Here is a 20,221-nt window from a genome sequence, read left to right as displayed (position 1 = left end):
CTATGCTGTTAAATGCTGCCTTTATGATTATTGAACCGGCGCTGAACGAAGCACTCGGTTACGACTACAATGCAAAGCAAAAACTGGCTAAGTTAGAAAACAAAAAATTCACTGTTACGTTAACCGATTTAAAACTGTCACTGAGTTTGTTGGTCATTAATAACCAAATTAAGTTAATGACCAATGCTGAAGGTAGCGACTGCACCGTCCGTACAAAATTCGATAAATTAAAATCGTTATCCGATGCCTCGGTGCTGACCAAACTCATCAAATCGGATGAACTCGAACTTGAGGGTGACCTTGGAATTGCACAGGCCTATTCAAATTTATTAATTGAAAGCAACATAGATTGGCAAGAGTGGTTGTCGACATATTTAGGTGATGCCCTTGCACACCGTGTTGCAAGTGTCATCATCAAATTAAACCAATTACTTGCCCGCAAGCTTGCCGATATTGATTACACAGTTGCTTCCGCCTTGACCGACGAACTCAAAGTCACGCCAGATAACATTGAAATAAACCAATTTATTGAAGACGTCGACAACTTGCATGCTCAAACTGAGCGTTTATTCTCAATGTTCACTCAATTTAGGAAGTCAGTTTGAAACTCTCGAACTTAAGCCGCTTGGCATTTATATTCCATACCGCTTTGTACTATCGCTTGTTTAGCGGCATTCCAAAGCATCTCCGTCCTTGGTATATCAAGCTAATTCTTTTGGTGTTTTTCTGGTATCCAAAAACCAAACAAAAATCAGCCAACGCATACAATATTAGACTGGCCCTTGAATCTCTTGGCCCAGTTTGGATTAAGCTTGGGCAAATGTTATCCACTCGCAAAGATTTATTGTCTGACGAATTTAGTGTTGAGTTATCAAAACTGCAGGATCAAATCGCTCCCTTTGACGGCGAACAAGCAAAACACATCATTTGTCAGGCACTTGGCATCGACGATATCCACCAACGCTTTGAAACCTTTGAAACCACACCGTTAGCAACAGCGTCTATTGCTCAGGTTCATGCCGCAACACTACTCGTTGACCAACAGCCAAAAGATATTGTAATAAAGGTCATTAGACCCGGTATTACGCAGCAAATTGAAGCCGATATTAGCTTGATGAAACTCGCTGCGGGTCTTGTTAAACGTTATTTAAAAGACGGCGTTCGTTTACGCCCTTTAGAAGTCATAGAAGAATACGAAAAAACCATACATAGTGAATTAAACCTCGCGCAAGAAGCCGCAAATGGTCAGCAGTTAAAACGAAATTTTGAACAATCTGATGACCTCTATATTCCAGAAATTTACAGTGAACATTGCCGTAAAAACATGCTGGTTATGGAGCGTATTTATGGCATCCCGGTCTCTGATGTTGAGCGACTAAAAAGCCAAAATACAGATTTAAAACGACTTGCAGAAAAAGGCGTGAGCGTATTTTTTACTCAGGTGTTTCGGGACAGTTTTTTCCATGCCGATATGCACCCTAGTAATATTTTTGTTGCTGAGACAACTCCTGAAAATCCACAATACATCGGAATCGACTTTGGGATCATGGGCACCTTAAATTCTGGTGACAAACGCTATCTTGCTGAAAATTTTGTCGCATTTTTTAACCGTGATTATCTAAAAGTTGCTCAATTGCATGTTGAATCTGGCTGGGTTCCAGCGCATGTGAATGTCGAACAATTTGAGATGGCAATACGCACGGTTTGCGAACCTATCTTTAATAAACCTCTGGACCAAATATCTTTTGCTCAAGTGTTAATCGGTTTATTCGACACCGCAAGACAGTTTGAAATGGAAGTACAACCACAACTCGTTTTGCTGCAAAAAACACTGTTGTATGTTGAAGGGCTAGGAAGACAACTTTATCCGCAACTTGATTTGTGGCAAACCGCAAAACCATTTTTAGAAGACTGGGTTAATCAGCAAATTGGCTTTAAATCAGCGTGGAAACAAATTAAATCAAATGCGCCTTATTGGATTGAAAAGGCCCCAGGTTTACCAGATTTAGTACACGCAAGTTTAACTAGCATTAAGCAGTTACCCACATTACAGCAACAACTCATTAGCGAATATCAGATAGCGCAAAATGGACACAAACAATTTGTGAAAGACCTCACGTTATTTTCACTATCGAGTTTATCTTTGTTACTCACAGCGTTGTTTGCCAAATTCGACAATCAACTGTGGTTTGGGTTAAGTGGATTTTTGGGCCTTGCAGTTATCTACTTTGCTTATCGGGTTTTCATTAAAAACCGCTAGTCATTGCAGATCATTCATTACAAAAATCCATAATGCACTTCAAATCTAAGGGTTATGCCGATGTCTCGTTGGAATTCGGTATAACCATGCTTAGAGACTAAACTATCAACATCCGGTTCACGACTAAACTCTAGGAACGGTTCGACTTCAAAAAATATCCAACTCCGGATAGCTTTTCTGCGGTAACGAACACTAAATTTGTAAAACTCCGGAGCGTATTTCGGCTTTACAACACCAACCGAAGATAAGCCAACGATCACGACAGACTTGTCACTCACTGCCGTAATTGAATACAAACCCGAACGCCATTCTGGGCTTTCATAGGTTTGTAAGTCACGAATAGAATAGTTTAAACGAAGTTCATTAATGGGACTGACTTCTAATCCAGTGTCGATTAGAAAGCGACTACCCCAACCGTCACTCACATAATATTCTAAAGAGGGTTGAAGCGTTAACGACACTTTGTCCTTAAAAAACTTCTTACGATAGGACATTTGCGAACGGGCGTAAAGTTGGTTGTCACCCCACCCTAATCTAGAAGATGTACTGATATCCTCCGATACTGAATGTAGAAAACGAATCGCGGCACCTAAAGAACGCTCACTCGATTTGTACGCATCGGGACGAACAGATTCGTAGGGTAAATTTTTAAAATCATCTTGCTCATCGTCAGTTAAAATTAATTCGACACGATCCTTTAGATTAGGAAGTTTGGCTCTTACTTTAAATTTAACGGGAAAATTTCCCCACTCACCATCGCGTGGTTCCCAACCCATAACAACATGGCCCCAGGCTTTTGCTTTGTCGCTTCCGGGCTTACCATTTGCAAAATAACCATCAACCCAGTTTGCCGTCCAATCCATAGTATCGCCGACAGTTTCCATCACCGTATTAACATCGACAAACAATACTTTTAGTCGTTTTTCTTCGAGCTCTTTTTCTAATTCGGTTATATCTTTATCTGTTTTATTTTCGACCGGCGGAGGTAGTGATTGATTGACGCATTGAGGACTGGGAGCGTTAGTATTTTCTTTCGATTCAGTTTTTACCGACGAGACCGTATCATCACTGCCTTTGCAGATATCTTGTTGTGGACTTGAAGGCAATTCCGTAGCCATAACTTCGAATATCAAACTCACAAATATTAAAATATTAGTGATTAATTTCCCGTACATTTTGTAGGCATCCTGTTCCTCGACCGATTGCATCGTTTTAATGTGATATAAGGGTATGAATTTGAGCACTTATGACTTTATAATAGCAGTAATTGTTTAAAAGGGGCGTTACATGTTTGGTGGAATTAGCATTTGGCAATTACTGATCGTTTTGGTAATTGTAATTTTATTATTTGGCACTAAGAGATTGAAATCATTAGGAAGCGATCTTGGCTCTGCCGTTAAAGGATTTAAAAATTCTGTTTCTGACGAACCCGTAGTTGAAGATAAAACTGACGAAAAGAAAGATGCTGAGTTTGTTGAAACCAACAAAGAAAAAGTGAAAAAGACTAGTGGGATTCTGGGAGCTGATTCTCATCGCGGTTGTTGGCACAATTGTGTTAGGGCCTGATCGCTTGCCAGCTGCTATGCGTAAAGTAGTGCAGTTCAAACGGCAGTTGTCACAAATGACACAGAGCTTTAGTGCGGAAGTAAACGAGCAATTACGAGTGCACGAGCTCCATGAAAACCTCAAAAAGGCTGAACAGCAAGGATTGGATAGCCTTTCCCCGAACTACAGAAATCTGTAGATGAGCTTACCAAAGCGGCAGAAAGCGTAAACCAACCGCTTAATGTTGAGCACCAAAAAGATAAGTCTGATGACAACAGAAAAGACTGAAAAACCCCCAATCATTGAGCACTTAATAGAAATTCGACAACGGTTAATTCGTAGCGTTGTTGCCGTTCTTTGTGTTTTGCCGTGTTGGCTGTGTTTGCAAACGAGATATATACCCAAATTGCGGCGCCTTTAATTGATGTTTTGCCTGAGGGTGCAAGTATGATTGCAACCGATGTTGCTGCACCATTTTTAACGCCATTTAAACTTGCTTTCATGTTATCCATCGTTGCGGCGTTCCCGTATTTGCTGCATCAAATGTGGGGATTTATTGCGCCGGGTTTATATAGTCACGAAAAAACTCGCTGCGCCTATCTTATTTTCCTCTGTTTTTCTTTTTTACAGTGGTATTGCATTTGCCTATTTTATTGTCTTTCCGCTCGCCTTTGCTTTCTTTACCAGCGTAGCCCCAGAAGGTATTACGATAGCGACCGATATAAGCAGTTACTTGGATTTTATTCTTAAAATATTTATCGCATTTGGTTTCGCATTTGAAGTTCCAATCGTTGTTTTTGTCCTTTGTTGGGCTGGGATCACCGATGTAGAAACACTAAAAACAAAACGACCTTATGTTGTCGTAGGTGCCTTTATACTTGGAATGTTGCTCACTCCTCCGGATGTTATTAGCCAAACATTACTGGCAATTCCAATGTGGATGTTATTCGAGCTTGGGCTAATTATGGCGACGATTGTAAATAAAAAGCGAGAACAAGATGACAACAAGTAAAACGCAGTTTTCTATTTTCCTACTCACATTAATAGCAGTAACTTCAGTATTTTCTGCTAATGCTGCGGGTATTTCTAATAAAGACTATGCCGCATGCAACAGCATCAAAGCAGATATCAAACGACTCAATTGTTACGACAAATTGGCAGATCGTGTTTTTTCTAGCAAAGGCAAAGTAGCTCACAGCGACGAGGCAGTAAAACAAGCGCCTAAAAAGTCAGCTAACAGTAAATTTGGCCTCGAACACAAGCAATATTTGGACGAACAATCTGCAGAACAAATTACCGCTACCGTAACTAAAGTCAAAAAAACGGCATATGGCCATTTAAAGATTTATTTAGATAATGGTCAAATTTGGAAACAGACCACAACGGACAGGCTTAAACTAAAGGCAAACGAAGTCATTGTTATAGAACGTGCAATATTGGGCTCATTCACCCTTAAAAAAGCAAATTCAAATAATCAATACAAGATAAAACGCCTAAAATAGTATTAAATAAAATGCTTGGTGGCGTCGACGTATCGTTAAAATTTGCGTTAGGTTAAAAGATAACAAAAATATTGGGATGGAAGTTATTCGGTTTAGCGTTATATTTATATTTTGCGCTGTAGACTCAACTTGGATCCATAGGGAATTCAGCTAATTTAATGAACCAAATTTAATTTATGTTCAATAACCCGATATTTGAAATTTATCAGTTATCTCCTTTAGCGTATATTTGGATGGGGCTTATCATCGGCTCCATGTTATTTAACGGCATCATCGCCATCCAAAAAAATCAATAGTAAATGGCTTACAAAGCGGCTTTTTACTTTCTCTAATGCTGATGACTTTAAGTTTGAACCTCGATAATTCCCTGAGTTTAGGGTCTGATACCATTTCTCAAGTCATTACTATTTATGCATCCTTGGCGTTATTCGCATTTAACTTAATTACTTTGTATTGCTACTTATCTTTAGGTCAGGACATTTCCCCCGCATAACTTTGCTTCTCAAGCTTTCCTGTAGTTTTACCATATTAACTCCGCTTACTACTTTTATTGCGCCGCCAAGCGTATTTCTGTTGATACTAACCTTTGTCTTTTTAACGTCTCTATTAAGCTATCTTTTATTTGCTTTTGAAAATGCCAACATCCATTTTGAAACACCAAAAACACATTACATTCCACTTTCTTTACTCATTGTTTCTGTGCTTTATACGGTTATTTTTCTCGCTGCAAACCTGCAATCGAATTTAACGCCGCAAACTCTTTGGATGTTTGCCATCATTTATTATGTAGTTGAAAACTACTGGCAGCAAACAACCTCAAACGGCTCTGGTCCGGATGAAGAAACGGTTGATCAACTAAATAAAACACTAGCCGATCAAAATTTTGAGATGCAAGTTACCCTACGTGAACTGAAAGAGAAAAATCACGAATTAGAAAAACTAAATACATTAGATGCTTTATCCGGTATCCATAATCGCAGGCATTTTGATAAACGCATTTTAGCGGAACTACGCCGTTCCAGACGTGAACAACTGCCGCTATCTTTAGTTATGTTTGACATAGACCACTTTAAAAAAGTTAACGACACCTACGGGCATTTGATCGGCGATGAAGTTATTAGAAGCGTTGCGCTCACCGCCGCAGAAACCTTGCAGCGCTCAACCGACGAAGTATTCCGCTACGGTGGCGAAGAGTTTGCACTCATTTTGCCAAATACTGAAAAGCTGGGAGCATTTGCCCTTGCAGAAAAAATCAGAATAAAGATTTCTCAACTTGCGATTAATAGTGAAAAAGGCCCCGTAAGTTGTAATGCAAGTTTTGGCGTAGGTTTTACCGATGCAACTCATTCGATGAGCCCAAAGGATATTATTGGTCAAGCCGATGACGCCTTATATCAGGCCAAAGAAACGGGGCGAAATCGAGTTATCATATTTAATTCAGAGGAAAATATTAATGCCACACAATGATTTAGGTGCATTTCCATTTACGCGAATGCGCAGAATGCGTAAAAATGATTTTTCACGTCGACTTATGCGTGAACACGTATTAACTACAAATGACTTAATATATCCGATGTTTATATTGGATGGGACAGACAAAAAGAAACTATCGATTCGATGCCTTAGCATAGAACGCATGACCATTGATCATCTCGTTAATGAAGCAAAAGAATTAGTTTCGTTGGGCATACCGGCCATTGCGATTTTTCCGGTAACACCGCAATCTATAAAATCAGTTATGGCTGAAGAGGCATATAATCCAGAGGGTTTGGCTCAAAAAGCGGTTCGCGCTGTCAAATCAGCCTGCCCTGAACTAGGCGTTATTACCGACGTTGCATTAGATCCATTCACAATCCATGGCCAAGACGGCATCATCGACGACAACGGTTATGTCCTTAACGACATTACTACTGAAATTTTAGTCAAACAAGCACTGTCGCATGCTGAAGCTGGAGCGGATGTAGTTGCACCAAGCGATATGATGGATGGTCGAATAGGGAAATAAGAGACGCATTAGAAATTGCCGGATATCACAACACCTCTATTTTGGCGTATTCGGCAAAATACGCATCTAATTATTACGGGCCCTTTAGAGACGCCGTAGGTTCTGCTGGTAATCTCAAAGGTGCAGATAAAAAGACCTATCAAATGGACCCTGCTAATTGTAATGAAGCTTTGCGTGAAGTCGCCCAAGACCTTGAAGAAGGTGCTGATATGGTTATGGTTAAACCGGGCATGCCTTATCTTGATATCGTAAAAGCCGTAAAAGACACGTACCAAGTACCAACTTATGCTTATCAAGTCAGTGGTGAATATGCCATGCACATGGCGGCAATTCAAAATGGCTGGTTGTCTGAACGAGAAACTGTGATGGAATCCTTACTAGCATTTAAACGCGCTGGTGCAGACGGGATATTAACCTACTTTGCCAAAAGAGCCGCGATTTGGTTAAACGAATAAGTTCGGCAATAAGCCTAATTCTTGATTGATTAGCCTTCAATTAATGCACTTAAACAAAAAGGACGTGCGATTTAGGGCTTATCCTGTTTATTAACAACAAATTAAAAACCTAAAAAACCGAAGTCAGAAATTTGATTTCGGTTTTTTGTACTCATTTATGTATATGTCTTTAATCCAGAAATAATTTCCATCCTAGTTCAGCTTGTGAACCCGCTTCTTGGTTCAGTTCTGCTTTACTAAGTGGATTGTTATCCAACCAGTTTTTAGGCAATTTGAGCGCGATATCTTCATTGGTTACAACAATTTCAACTGCAGGTAAAACTTCGTCTGCTCGTCTGAGCGCCAAAATAACCGCTAACCTCAATATACGAGCTAAACGACATGCAAGTAACACTGACGTTGAACTTTGCTTATAAAGCGAGTCTTTATCTATGTCTTCCCTATGGTTTAACACCAAAGAAGTGAGTAATTTTTTCTGCGCTTCGGTAAAACCTAGTAAATTGGTGTTTGCCAGTATGTAACTTGAGTGCAGTTGCTGACCTTTATAGGCGACTTGTAATCCCACTTCATGGACCATAGCTGCTGCTCGCAATATGTCTAGCGCTTCGAATTGTTGCAGATCCCAACTGGGTTCGGTTTGTTTAGCCAAATTTATCGACAACTCTGCAACTCGTTTAGCATGCTCTTTATCGACATGATAACGTGTCATGACACTTTCGATTGTCCTATTGCGAACATTCATTTTTGTCAGTTCAGGTAACATCGAATACAATTGACCTTCGCGCAACGCCCCACCGGCCAGTGTCATTCCGGTCAAGTTAAGTTGTCTAAAGATTGCGATCAATATCGATACACCACTTGGAAATACCATGCGACGGTCTTTAACTAAACCGGGGATAGTCAGATTATCAATAATACCGTAGGTGATAGACTGCTGCATGATAGCGACAAGCCTTTCCAGCGTAATGATTTCGTCGTGCCCCTGATGGATTAGAATTTCTTGAATGGCTTGCACCGTACCCGACGCGCCAACTTCTTCGTTCCAGTTAAAATCTTTATAGAGGTCGCGAATCGTCGAAATTTCTAACTCAGCCGCTGCAATAGCATTAGTGTAATTCGTTTCTGAAAGGTAACCACCCGGGAAGTAACGCTCTAAATAGGTGACACACCCGACATTCAAACTTTTACATATTACAGGAGTATCTCCATCGCCTGCGATTAACTCAGTGCTAGCACCACCAATATCAATAACCAAACGGCGTATTTTTCGACTTGATGTGTAAGCAACACCTTTGTAAATAATTTGCGCTTCGCGTTCACCAGATATAATTTCTATTGGCAAACCTAAAATTTGTTCGGCTTTATCTAAAAAACAGAAACATTTGTAGCGAGTCTAAGTGTAGCAGTTCCGGCAATGCGGATATTATTAATGGGGATATCTTGAAGTCGCTCAGCAAAAAGGTCGAGACATTCCCAACCTCTTAGCATTGCTTCGTCAGACAAAATGAGATTTTCGTCAAGACCAGAGGCTAGGCGAACTTTACGTTTCACCCGGCCAATAATCTGAACACTACCAGCAACCACCTGAGCTATCATCATATGAAAGCTATTTGACCCTAAGTCAATTACGGCATAACTACTGTTTTTTTCCATTTACATCTGACCTTACCAATTAACTCCGGCGTCTTTGATGATGACGTCGTTTCTGATAACGAGGTTTTTGGACATCGTCCAACAACGCAGATTCGTCATAATGCGAAACAGGTATCGCATGGCCAGTATATTCTTCAATAGCTGGTAGATTATAAACATATGATTCACATGCAAAACTAATTGCATGCCCGCTAGCACCCGCTCGGCCGGTACGACCAATACGATGCACGTAATCTTCACGGTCATCTGGTAAATCAAAGTTATAAACATGTGTTACAGCAGGGATATGAAGTCCACGAGCGGCTACGTCAGTCGCAACGAGGAAATCTAAATCACCTTTTGCAAACGCATCTAAAATACTTAAGCGTTTACGCTGATTCACGTCACCCGTTAGTAGACCTACACGGTGTTTATCCGCTTTCATCCAGTTATATATTTTTTCACAAACGTGTTTAGTATTGGCAAAAATAATTGCTTTATCTGGCCAATCGTCTTCGATTAGTGAAAGTAGCAATAAAAATTTCTGGTCAGATTGAGGATAAAATAACTCTTCTACTATGCGGTGGCCTGTCATTTGTTCAGGCTCAGTTTGAACATGAGTTGGTTCATTCATGTGTTCAAAAGCGAGTTCTTTTACTTTAAAGCTCATTGTCGCAGAAAATATTAGGTTTAGACGTTGGTCACTAGGTGGCATCTTGTTAAATAAATAACGGATGTCTTTAATAAAGCCTAAATCAAACATTCTGTCTGCTTCATCTAGTACCACGGCTTGAATATTTTCAAGCGAATATACGTCTTGTTTTAAGTAATCAATTACACGTCCAGTCGTGCCAATTACTACATCAACTCCTGATTGTAAAAGTTGGCGTTGAGATTCATAACCTTCGCCCCCATAAACAAGTCCAAGAGATAACCCAGTTGTCTCAGCGAATACCACAGCGTCTTTATGAATTTGTATTGCTAATTCGCGAGTAGGTGCCAAAATAATAGCTTTCGGCTGGCTAAGGTTTAGTGTCAGACTTGAGAAGACGGTTAAATGTAGCGGTTAAAAACGCTATCGTTTTACCCGTACCAGTTTGTGCTTGCCCTGCTATATCGGAACCTTTTTCGATAAGCGGCATACACATAGCCTGGATAGGCGTACAATTCTCGAAGCCAAGTTTAGAAAGGGCTTTTAGTACATTTTCATGTACATCAAAGTCGGTAAATTTTGTTTCAGTTAAATGTGTCTTAGTCATAGCTGATAAGCATAACCTTAACACTTGCAATAAGAAACATATTATTCAAAATAGACGTATAAATTTTATATAATTTCGGAGTTTAAAATGAGCGATAAAATAGTTGCAGTAACCGATGACAGCTTTGACTCTGTCGTAAACGGCGACAAACCTGTATTAGTAGATTTTTGGGCAGAATGGTGCGGGCCTTGTAAGATGATTGCTCCGATTTTGAACGAAGTAGCTGAAGAAATGGACAGCGTTACAATTGCAAAATTGAACATTGACCAAAACCCTAACACGCCACCTAAATTTGGCGTTCGTGGTATTCCAACACTATTGTTGTTTAAAAATGGTGAAGTTGCAGCGACTAAAGTTGGCGCACTAAGCAAAACGCAATTAGTCGAGTTTTTAAACGAAAACGTTTAACATTTACTTGTTTAATACAGTTAGAAAAGAGTCGATTAATTCGACTCTTTTTTTGTCTTCATATTTTTCTGCTGTACCAACACCCCATATAGGGCCTTACTATAAGCAACGTCATTTTCTGTTCTCGCTACCACATGCCAATGTAGTTGACGAACAATGTTCCCAAGATTAGCGACATTTATTTTATCAGCAGAAACTACGGACCTAAGTGCAGCTGACACTTTAGAACTTTCATCAATTAGTACGTGCTGTTGAGAAACGCTCAACGCATCAACTTCTTCAACCCCCTCAACCTCGGGGATTAAAATAAACCAGGGAAAGCGAGCATCGTTTTGCAATCGAACTTGGCAAAGTTCGAGTTTAGTGACAAAAATAGAGTCTTCTTCGAATCGATGATTTAGTTTAAACATAGTGTAGTTAACTTCTTATATGAGTATTAAAGGCAGACATTTGGCCCTAAAGCAAAAAGGAGCCTTAGCAAAAAGACAGTTATTGAATTACTCGGTCTCTTCCCAAGCCTTTTGCTTCATAAAGGTTACTATCAGCGCGACGGATCATGTCTTGGACGTTTTTATCGGTGTCAGGATCATATTGAGCGACACCCATACTAAACAAAACCGTAAGAGGCTTTTCAACACCGTTGATGCTTATTTTCTCTAAGTTAGCTTTTAGTCTGTTAAATATCTGGGTTACTTCGTTTTTATCCGTATCACCCAACACTAATAACCACTCTTCTCCACCATAACGTCCATATCGGTCTTGCTTTCTTAGCGCAGATGCACAGGCATTAGAGAAAGATTTTAAAACTTCGTCGCCAACGTCGTGGCCATATTGGTCGTTAAAGGTTTTGAAGTGATCTAAGTCTACTAAAGCAATGGTAAAGTTCATATTTGTTTGTCGTGCTTCAGAGAAACGTTCTTTTGCATATTGTAGAACCGCACGTCGATTTGGAGCGTTAGTTAAATGATCACGCAATGCCATTTTCTGAAACCGAGTCCGGTGTAGAGTTTGTCGATATAACAAGAAGCCAATAACAACCATTATTAAAATCGCCATAACTGACACTAAGATTAAAAAGAAAAGCCGACTATTTTGTTGCTCTAACCTAAGTTTTTTTACTTCATTGTCTTTGAGTAGTAATAAGTTTTCAGATTCCTTAATTTTACTATCAAACTCAACCATTAGCTTCTCTACGTCCTGTTCTTGAACCCGGTCAAAGTTTTTTAGTAGTCGCTGGCTATAATCCAATTGTGTTTCAAAGGCGCGTTTATAGTCCATCATTAGTTCGTGATATCGCGCAGAGATTAACAGGAACTTACTTGGGTAACCCGGTTGCCCATATTTGGCGTAATCTATTTGAAGCTTATTAAATAACTTACCGGCAGCAATTTTATCTTTGCTTCCGATATACGACTCTAGCAGGCCAACCTTCATACGGAATGAAGTGACTTCATCGTCAAAATATTTGAAAATAGCTATGGATTCTTTGTAAAGATTTGCCGCATTAACAAATTGTGATTGCTTAATAAAAATCCGTGCTAGTGCCGATTTCGAATACGCCAAATTTAACTTGTCATCGATGTCTAGGCTAATTTCAATTGAAGCACTAAACTGCGACTTTGCTTCCTCTAGAAGCCCCATGTCTACGTAGGTAAACCCTAAATTATAATGCGCTAACGATGCTGCATGGCGGTAACCAAGCTTGCTGTATATAGCGAGGGCTTTTTTCAAATAATTAACCGCTAAATTTTTATCGCCTTGCTCTCCATAAACCAATGATAAGGAATTAAAAACGTCAGCCAAGCCCGATTCTTCATTAAGTCTAAAATATATCTCATAGGCTTTATTATAAAATTCTATCGCCTTGTCCATTCCAGTATCTAGATAATAACTATAACCAACTTCAAGGTAAGACCTAGCTACAAGCTCATTTTGTGAAGCTCTCTGAATTTTAGAGATAATTTTTTGAGTTAACTGCTTAGACTTGTCAAACTCTGCTGCATTGTCTAATAAAGCAAGGCGGAGCAAGTCTGCTCTAAGGTTAAAGGTTGGATCATCTAGCGATTCAATTCTGTTACTGTAGGTATCAAGTAATTCTTGCGCCTCTTGATACCTTTCTAGTTTTTAAGAATCTCAGCTTGTATTAATACGGCTTTTACTATCGATTGTTTATCAGCATGTAGTTGGGCTGAAGCCAACAGATCTTTTGATTTATCAAGGGCGACACCAAGTACAGCGATCTTGCTGATTTTTAAATTATCGAGTTCCGAAATTAGTTTATCTTTTGAATACGTATCAGCCGTCGCGCCGCAACTGGCAAATAGCAAAACTGCAATAATCCAACTCAGCTTTAAAAAATGAAACATCTATCCCTTACATCTTCCAAAATTTTCGGTCTCTCTCATTTTAGAGCCAAATAACCTAGTTCGCCATAAATGAAATTTAAACTCTTACACGTTAGAAGTCGGCAAAAATACTTCTATCTGTAATTCAAGATGCTCAATTTACCAACTTTCTGGTAAGACGCAACTATCTAATATAATAAGCAATAAGAGTATTTTTAGTACTATTGTAAATCTTTGGAATAATGTCGAATTTATTGTTTTAATAATCACGGCAAACTAATCGCACTTTTACTACCGCACTAATCTTAGTCCGTTTATTCAATTTTGCATAAAAAGTCAAAATACTTTATTCGTTTGAACAGCTTAATAATTCTGACTAACAAACCCTAATTAACAAAGGCGGTGTCTTCTACTTGTGCTAAAAAGTGCCTAAATTTCTTAACTAACGTTTAACGTAAAACACCAATACTTAAACCTCAGCTTTTTATAAGCATAGCTTTTGTTTACAAAGCTTTGTAAATATTAGCTTTGTAAACAAAAGCCTAGTAAACATTAACTACGAAAAACCACCTACTGATTCTAGTCCTTACCTATACAAATCATGTTAAACACAGTCTACTCGAATACCATTGAAAAAATTTAATGACGGCATAGCAAATCTCGTGCATATATTTATGCATAAAAACCCCATAAATCACCACCATTTAAAAGACAAAAGAAACAGCTTTTTCAAAACAACACTGTAATTTTGCTGAAAAAGTCATTCCAAAAGAGCCACAGCGATATTTGGAACCTCCAACCAAGTGCAGAGGAATAGCATGTTTCACCTTGCAGGCAGCTCATAAGTTCGGAATAAAAAACGTCATTCCAAAAGAGCCACAGCGATATTTGGAACCTCCAACCGAGTGCAGAGGAATAGCATGTTTCACCTTGCAGACAGCTCAAATCTTTAAATCCCAGACGTAAAAAACCCGTCAATCTTTCGATTAACGGGTTCGTTTATTGGGAGCCTGGCGGTGAGCTACTCTCGCATGACAAATGCCACACTACCATCGCCGCAGCTGCGTTTCACTTCTGAGTTCGAAATGGAGTCAGGTGGTTCCACAGCGCTATTGCCACCATAGGCAAAAGCTGTTTTGTAATCAATGTTCTACGAACATCGTTTACATAATTGATTTAACATTCAGAAAGCTCGTACCGCCTTAAGGCAATACGTTATAAATAAGATTTGTATTCACACATTCAATAATTTTGACCATCAATGTCTTAAGAACACTTAAGCGTTGTATGGTTAAGCCTCACGGGCAATTAGTATAAGTTAGCTTAATGCCTCACAGCACTTCCACACCTTACCTATCAACGTTGTAGTCTTCAACGACCCTTTAGGACAGTTAAACTGTCAGGGATGACTCATCTCGAGGCTCGCTTCCCGCTTAGATGCTTTCAGCGGTTATCGATTCCGAACGTAGCTACCGGGCAATGCCATTGGCATGACAACCCGAACACCAGCGGTTCGTCCACTCCGGTCCTCTCGTACTAGGAGCAGCTCCTCTCAATCATCCAACGCCCACGGCAGATAGGGACCGAACTGTCTCACGACGTTCTAAACCCAGCTCGCGTACCACTTTAAATGGCGAACAGCCATACCCTTGGGACCGACTTCAGCCCCAGGATGTGATGAGCCGACATCGAGGTGCCAAACACCGCCGTCGATATGAACTCTTGGGCGGTATCAGCCTGTTATCCCCGGAGTACCTTTTATCCGTTGAGCGATGGCCCTTCCATACAGAGCCACCGGATCACTATGACCTACTTTCGTACCTGCTCGACGTGTCTGTCTCGCAGTTAAGCTTGCTTCTACCATTACACTAACCGTACGATGTCCGACCGTACTTAGCAAACCTTCGTGCTCCTCCGTTACTCTTTGGGAGGAGACCGCCCCAGTCAAACTACCCACCAGACACTGTCCGCAATCCCGATAAGGGACCAACGTTAGAACATCAAACATACAAGGGTGGTATTTCAAGGTTGGCTCCACCTGAACTGGCGTCCAAGTTTCATAGCCTCCCACCTATCCTACACATGTAGGCTCAATGTTCAGTGTCAAGCTGTAGTAAAGGTTCACGGGGTCTTTCCGTCTAGCCGCGGGTACACAGCATCTTCACTGCGATTTCAATTTCACTGAGTCTCGGGTGGAGACAGCGTGGCCATCATTACACCATTCGTGCAGGTCGGAACTTACCCGACAAGGAATTTCGCTACCTTAGGACCGTTATAGTTACGGCCGCCGTTTACCGGGGCTTCGATCATGAGCTTCTCTTGCGATAACCCAATCAATTAACCTTCCGGCACCGGGCAGGTGTCACACCCTATACGTCATCTTTCGATTTAGCAGAGTGCTGTGTTTTTAATAAACAGTTGCAGCCACTATGGTCACTGCGACCGGCTTCAGCTTAAGGAGCATGTCCTATCACCAAAACCGGCGTACCTTCTCCCGAAGTTACGGTACCATTTTGCCTAGTTCCTTCACCCGAGTTCTCTCAAGCGCCTTAGTATTCTCTACCTGACCACCTGTGTCGGTTTAGGGTACGGTTTTCAATCATCTGAAGCTTAGAGGCTTTTCCTGAAGTATGGCATCAATGACTTCTACTCCGTAGAGTATCGTCTCGTATCTCAGTTCTAGCCGCCCGGATTTACCTAAGCAGCCAACCTACATACTTTCACACGGACAACCAACGCCGTGCTCACCTAGCCTTCTCCGTCCCCCCATCGCAATGATTAAAAGTACAGAAATATTAATCTGTTTCCCATCGACTACGCATTTCTGCCTCGCCTTAGGGGCCGACTTACCCTACCCTGATTAGCATGGGATAGGAACCCTTGGTCTTTCGGCGTGGGAGTTTTTCACTCCCATTATCGTTACTCATGTCAACATTCGCACTTCTGATATGTCCAGCAACCCTCTCGAGTCACCTTCAGCCACTTACAGAACGCTCCCCTACCTAGCGTAATAAATTACGCTACCGCAGCTTCGGTGTATTGCTTAGCCCCGTTACATCTTCCGCGCAGGCCGACTCGACTAGTGAGCTATTACGCTTTCTTTAAAGGGTGGCTGCTTCTAAGCCAACCTCCTAGCTGTCTAAGCCTTCCCACATCGTTTCCCACTTAGCAATAACTTTGGGACCTTAGCTGGCGGTCTGGGTTGTTTCCCTCTCCACGACGAACGTTAGCACCCGCCGTGTGTCTCCCGGATAGTACTTTACGGTATTCGGAGTTTGCATGGGGTTGGTAAGCCGGGATGGCCCCCTAGCCCAAACAGTGCTCTACCCCCGTAAGTATTCGTCCGAGGCTCTACCTAAATAGATTTCGGGGAGAACCAGCTATCTCCCGGTTTGATTAGCCTTTCACTCCTAGCCACAAGTCATCCCCTAACTTTTCAACGTTAGTGGGTTCGGTCCTCCAGTTGATGTTACTCAACCTTCAACCTGCTCATGGCTAGATCACCGGGTTTCGGGTCTATACCTTGCAACTAGACGGGCAGTTAACCCTCGCTTTCACTACGGCTCCCCTATTCGGTTAACCTTGCTACAAAATATAAGTCGTTGACCCATTATACAAAGGTACGCAGTCACAGAACAAGTCTGCTCCTACTGCTTGTACGTATACGGTTTCAGGTTCTATTTCACTCCCCTCACAGGGGTTCTTTTCGCCTTTCCCTCACGGTACTGGTTCACTATCGGTCAATTGGGAGTATTTAGCCTTAGAGGATGGTCCCCCTATCTTCAGTCAAGGTTTCTCGTGCCCCGACCTACTTAATATGTCCAATATAGCTTGTCGTGTACGGGACTATCACCCTTTACTGTGCAACTTTCCAGATGCTTCCACTAAACTATACTGATTCGGCTGTTTCCCTTTCGCTCGCCGCTACTCAGGAAATCTCGGTTGATTTCTTTTCCTCTGGGTACTTAGATGTTTCAGTTCTCCAGGTTTGCCTCGCATAGCTATGTATTCACTATGCGATACCCTAAAAGGGTGGGTTTCCCCATTCAGAAATTCTGGTCTATAACGGTTTTTATCACCTTAACCAGACTTATCGCAGATTAACACGTCTTTCATCGCCTCCAATTGCCAAGGCATCCACCGTATACGCTTATTCACTTAACCATACAACCTTAAGTATTCTCATACTGTCAGTCGTAGGTTATGCCATTTTGATTGCACTCGCTAAAAGTACAATCGACATAAATAACGCTTGAGTTTTCTTCTTACAGTGATAATCAAAATTATTTTTTTAATTGTTGAATAACAAATTAAATAAACAATAATGTTTACCTTATTTATCAGCTTTCCAAATTGTTAAAGAGCAATGCGTTTATAAAAAACGCTAAACAATAAATACTGAAACAATATTCATTCTTTAGCGTGCTTCCTAGCAGAAGAAGTGGTGGAGCTACGCGGGATCGAACCGCGGACCTCTTGAATGCAAATCAAGCGCTCTCCCAGCTGAGCTATAGCCCCAAGTTAAATACCAAGACGTTTCTAATCAAGGCAAACGCTGAGGACGTTTAGCCTGCTAAACGACGAAGCGTTTAACGCAGAGTAGGAGCGTATTGGTAGGCTCAGGCAGACTTGAACTGCCGACCTCACCCTTATCAGGGGTGCGCTCTAACCAGCTGAGCTACAGGCCTCTTGCTTGGTCTTTTGCCCTTATGCTGCCTTGCTCGAAACTCGCTCGGTTACTATCAGACGATAGCGCCCTTCGACTCGTTTCTTCGCGGCGTTGCCTAAGCACAAAATCCACTGCGCAACCCTAAGGTTACACACTACAAGCTCTCACTTGTAGATGACTTGTAGCTTACTTCTTGCTCACAATATGTAATTAATTATCTGTGTGGACACTTCGCATGTGCGACTTTTCGTTAAGGAGGTGATCCAGCCCCAGGTTCCCCTAGGGCTACCTTGTTACGACTTCACCCCAGTCATGAACCACAAAGTGGTGAGCGTCCTCCCGAAGGTTAAACTACCCACTTCTTTTGCAGCCCACTCCCATGGTGTGACGGGCGGTGTGTACAAGGCCCGGGAACGTATTCACCGTGGCATTCTGATCCACGATTACTAGCGATTCCGACTTCATGGAGTCGAGTTGCAGACTCCAATCCGGACTACGACAAGCTTTATGGGATCCGCTTACTCTCGCGAGTTCGCAACCCTCTGTACTTGCCATTGTAGCACGTGTGTAGCCCATCCCGTAAGGGCCATGATGACTTGACGTCGTCCCCACCTTCCTCCGGTTTGTCACCGGCAGTCTCCTTAGAGTTCTCAGCATTACCTGCTAGCAACTAAGGATAGGGGTTGCGCTCGTTGCGGGACTTAACCCAACATTTCACAACACGAGCTGACGACAGCCATGCAGCACCTGTCTCAGAGTTCCCGAAGGCACTAATCTATCTCTAGAAAATTCTCTGGATGTCAAGGGATGGTAAGGTTCTTCGCGTTGCATCGAATTAAACCACATGCTCCACCGCTTGTGCGGGCCCCCGTCAATTCATTTGAGTTTTAACCTTGCGGCCGTACTCCCAGGCGGTCTACTTAATGCGTTAGCTGCGCAAGACATCTCTTAAGAGACGAACTGCTAGTAGACATCGTTTACGGCGTGGACTACCAGGGTATCTAATCCTGTTTGCTACCCACGCTTTCGTACATGAGCGTCAGTGTTGATCCAAGGTGGTTGCCTTCGCCATTGGTATTCCTTCAGATCTCTACGCATTTCACCGCTACACCTGAAATTCTACCACCCTCTCTCACACTCTAGCCATCCAGTTTCAAATGCAGTTCTCAGGTTGAGCCCGGGGCTTTCACATCTGACTTAAATGGCCGCCTGCGTACGCTTTACGCCCAGTAATTCCGATTAACGCTCGCACCCTCCGTATTACCGCGGCTGCTGGCACGGAGTTAGCCGGTGCTTCTTCTGCGAGTAACGTCAAATCTAGCAGGTATTAACTACTAAACCTTCCTCCTCGCTGAAAGTGCTTTACAACCCGAAGGCCTTCTTCACACACGCGGCATGGCTGCATCAGGCTTGCGCCCATTGTGCAATATTCCCCACTGCTGCCTCCCGTAGGAGTCTGGACCGTGTCTCAGTTCCAGTGTGGCTGATCATCCTCTCAGACCAGCTAGGGATCGTCGGCTTGGTGAGCCTTTACCTCACCAACTACCTAATCCCACTTGGGCTTCTCTAAAGGCGAGAGCCGAAGCCCTCTTTAAGCCGTAGCTACTATGCGGTATTAGCAGTCGTTTCCAACTGTTGTCCCCCACCTAAAGGCAAATTCCCAAGCATTACTCACCCGTCCGCCACTCGTCATCAAACTAGCAAGCTAGTTCATGTTACCGTTCGACTTGCATGTGTTAGGCCTGCCGCCAGCGTTCAATCTGAGCCATGATCAAACTCTTCACTTAAAAGTTTAATCGGCTACTTAATAAAAATACTGTTCAAATAAATTTGTGCAGACATTCTATATAAGTAGCTTTATACATATATATTTGTTGTCACTACTCTACGGAGTGCCCACACAGATAATTAATTACAAATTGTTAAAGAACGGTTTAGAGGGTTTCCTCTGGGTTAAGACTCTGTCTCAACCGGGAGGCGTATAATACGCTTCCTGTTTTTGTTGTCAACGTTTTATTTAAATCTTTTTGAAAGATTTTTTCAAACTTCCTAGCCGATTTAGACGACATTCCTGCTACTAAACATATTGTTTTGAGCGGTTGATGTCTCCCTGACAACGTGGGGCGCATTTTAGGGACTTT

Annotated in this window: 13 protein-coding genes, 2 tRNA genes, 3 rRNA genes and 4 pseudogenes; 10 read left to right on the top strand and 12 right to left on the bottom strand. The window is 41.8% G+C overall.

Going from position 1 to position 20,221, the window contains the following annotated elements:
- The first annotated feature begins 2 nt into the window (after positions 1–2).
- Both PN838_RS16560 and ubiB read left to right on the top strand, forming a co-directional pair.
- Entirely contained in the window at positions 3–605 is a 603-nt protein-coding gene (locus PN838_RS16560; RefSeq protein ID WP_272181377.1) for a ubiquinone biosynthesis accessory factor UbiJ, read from the top strand.
- Positions 602–2,260 (top strand): ubiquinone biosynthesis regulatory protein kinase UbiB, encoded by a 1,659-nt coding sequence (gene ubiB, locus PN838_RS16555; protein ID WP_272181376.1) that lies wholly within the window; start codon positions 602–604, stop codon positions 2,258–2,260. Before PN838_RS16560 ends, ubiB begins: the two co-directional genes overlap by 4 nt.
- Before the next feature lie 17 nt (positions 2,261–2,277).
- Here the strand turns inward: ubiB and PN838_RS16550 are convergent, their stop codons facing one another.
- Complete coding sequence (locus PN838_RS16550; protein WP_272181375.1) at positions 2,278–3,435, bottom strand: hypothetical protein; 1,158 nt, start codon at positions 3,433–3,435, stop codon at positions 2,278–2,280.
- A 112-nt stretch (positions 3,436–3,547) separates the two neighbouring features.
- On the opposite strand from PN838_RS16550, the gene tatA reads away from it, so the two are divergent.
- The 7 genes and pseudogenes from tatA (at position 3,548) to hemB (ending at position 7,767) form a co-directional block, all read left to right on the top strand.
- The gene (gene tatA, locus PN838_RS16545) at positions 3,548–3,826 is read left to right on the top strand and encodes a twin-arginine translocase TatA/TatE family subunit (protein ID WP_272181374.1); all 279 of its coding nucleotides are present in this window, start codon (positions 3,548–3,550) and stop codon (positions 3,824–3,826) included.
- A complete protein-coding gene (gene tatB / locus PN838_RS16540) occupies positions 3,768–4,004 on the top strand; it encodes a Sec-independent protein translocase protein TatB (protein WP_334313392.1) in 237 nt (78 codons plus the stop codon). Before tatA ends, tatB begins: the two co-directional genes overlap by 59 nt.
- A gap of 206 nt (positions 4,005–4,210) precedes the next feature.
- Positions 4,211–4,429: pseudogene (locus PN838_RS27955) on the top strand (twin-arginine translocase subunit TatC); the annotation flags it as partial.
- The gene (gene tatC / locus PN838_RS27495) at positions 4,362–4,817 is read left to right on the top strand and encodes a twin-arginine translocase subunit TatC (RefSeq protein ID WP_502592190.1); all 456 of its coding nucleotides are present in this window, start codon (positions 4,362–4,364) and stop codon (positions 4,815–4,817) included. The pseudogene PN838_RS27955 and the gene tatC, both read left to right, overlap by 68 nt.
- On the top strand, positions 4,804–5,307 hold the full coding sequence (locus PN838_RS16530; protein WP_272181372.1) for a hypothetical protein: 504 nt from the start codon (positions 4,804–4,806) through the stop codon (positions 5,305–5,307). Before tatC ends, PN838_RS16530 begins: the two co-directional genes overlap by 14 nt.
- Positions 5,308–5,880: 573 nt before the next feature.
- The gene (locus tag PN838_RS16525; protein WP_272181371.1) at positions 5,881–6,774 is read left to right on the top strand and encodes a GGDEF domain-containing protein; all 894 of its coding nucleotides are present in this window, start codon (positions 5,881–5,883) and stop codon (positions 6,772–6,774) included.
- A pseudogene (gene hemB, locus PN838_RS16520) lies at positions 6,761–7,767 on the top strand (porphobilinogen synthase). The gene PN838_RS16525 and the pseudogene hemB overlap by 14 nt, the downstream one beginning before the upstream one ends.
- A gap of 169 nt (positions 7,768–7,936) precedes the next feature.
- Here the strand turns inward: hemB and PN838_RS26555 are convergent.
- From PN838_RS26555 to rhlB, 3 genes and pseudogenes are all read right to left on the bottom strand, one after another.
- A complete protein-coding gene (locus PN838_RS26555) occupies positions 7,937–8,476 on the bottom strand; it encodes a hypothetical protein (protein ID WP_334313531.1) in 540 nt (179 codons plus the stop codon).
- A 102-nt stretch (positions 8,477–8,578) separates the two neighbouring features.
- Positions 8,579–9,363, bottom strand: a pseudogene (locus PN838_RS26550) (Ppx/GppA phosphatase family protein); the annotation flags it as partial.
- 76 nt (positions 9,364–9,439) lie between these two features.
- A pseudogene (gene rhlB, locus PN838_RS16510) lies at positions 9,440–10,658 on the bottom strand (ATP-dependent RNA helicase RhlB).
- Between the two features lie 87 nt (positions 10,659–10,745).
- Between rhlB and trxA the strand changes: the two are divergent.
- Entirely contained in the window at positions 10,746–11,066 is a 321-nt protein-coding gene (trxA, locus tag PN838_RS16505) for a thioredoxin TrxA (RefSeq protein WP_215964632.1), read from the top strand.
- A gap of 35 nt (positions 11,067–11,101) precedes the next feature.
- On the opposite strand, the gene PN838_RS16500 is transcribed toward trxA, so the two are convergent.
- From PN838_RS16500 to PN838_RS16465, 8 genes are all read right to left on the bottom strand, one after another.
- Positions 11,102–11,476 (bottom strand): HIT domain-containing protein, encoded by a 375-nt coding sequence (locus PN838_RS16500; protein ID WP_272181370.1) that lies wholly within the window; start codon positions 11,474–11,476, stop codon positions 11,102–11,104.
- Positions 11,477–11,555: 79 nt separating this feature from the next.
- Positions 11,556–13,094, bottom strand: a complete 1,539-nt coding sequence (locus PN838_RS16495; protein WP_272181369.1) for a tetratricopeptide repeat-containing diguanylate cyclase — start codon at positions 13,092–13,094, stop codon at positions 11,556–11,558.
- 89 nt (positions 13,095–13,183) lie between these two features.
- The gene (locus tag PN838_RS16490) at positions 13,184–13,432 is read right to left on the bottom strand and encodes a hypothetical protein (protein WP_272181368.1); all 249 of its coding nucleotides are present in this window, start codon (positions 13,430–13,432) and stop codon (positions 13,184–13,186) included.
- 987 nt (positions 13,433–14,419) lie between these two features.
- Positions 14,420–14,534 (bottom strand): 5S ribosomal RNA (gene rrf, locus PN838_RS16485).
- A 164-nt stretch (positions 14,535–14,698) separates the two neighbouring features.
- A 23S ribosomal RNA gene (locus PN838_RS16480) occupies positions 14,699–17,575 on the bottom strand.
- Positions 17,576–17,853: 278 nt separating this feature from the next.
- Positions 17,854–17,929, bottom strand: a tRNA-Ala gene (locus PN838_RS16475).
- A gap of 93 nt (positions 17,930–18,022) precedes the next feature.
- Positions 18,023–18,099, bottom strand: a tRNA-Ile gene (locus tag PN838_RS16470).
- 232 nt (positions 18,100–18,331) lie between these two features.
- Positions 18,332–19,867 (bottom strand): 16S ribosomal RNA (locus tag PN838_RS16465).
- Together the 16S, 23S and 5S rRNA genes with 2 tRNA genes alongside form the textbook arrangement of a ribosomal RNA operon.
- Positions 19,868–20,221: the final 354 nt, after the last annotated feature.

Source organism: Psychrosphaera algicola (assembly GCF_028401425.1).
GTDB lineage: Bacteria > Pseudomonadota > Gammaproteobacteria > Enterobacterales > Alteromonadaceae > Psychrosphaera > Psychrosphaera algicola.
Note: the sequence above shows the minus strand (reverse complement) of the source record. Positions and strands in the feature narration are given on the sequence as shown.

Excerpts from the sequence above, each read along its gene's own strand:
- PN838_RS16490 (WP_272181368.1), bottom strand. The coding sequence starts at position 13,432 with ATGTTTCATTTTTTAAAGCTGAGTTGGATTATTGCAGTTTTGCTATTT.
- PN838_RS16560 (WP_272181377.1), top strand. The coding sequence starts at position 3 with ATGCTGTTAAATGCTGCCTTTATGATTATTGAACCGGCGCTGAACGAA.
- PN838_RS16500 (WP_272181370.1), bottom strand. The coding sequence starts at position 11,476 with ATGTTTAAACTAAATCATCGATTCGAAGAAGACTCTATTTTTGTCACT.
- PN838_RS26555 (WP_334313531.1), bottom strand. The coding sequence starts at position 8,476 with ATGACACGTTATCATGTCGATAAAGAGCATGCTAAACGAGTTGCAGAG.
- trxA (WP_215964632.1), top strand. The coding sequence starts at position 10,746 with ATGAGCGATAAAATAGTTGCAGTAACCGATGACAGCTTTGACTCTGTC.
- PN838_RS16530 (WP_272181372.1), top strand. The coding sequence starts at position 4,804 with ATGACAACAAGTAAAACGCAGTTTTCTATTTTCCTACTCACATTAATA.
- tatA (WP_272181374.1), top strand. The coding sequence starts at position 3,548 with ATGTTTGGTGGAATTAGCATTTGGCAATTACTGATCGTTTTGGTAATT.
- PN838_RS16550 (WP_272181375.1), bottom strand. The coding sequence starts at position 3,435 with ATGTACGGGAAATTAATCACTAATATTTTAATATTTGTGAGTTTGATA.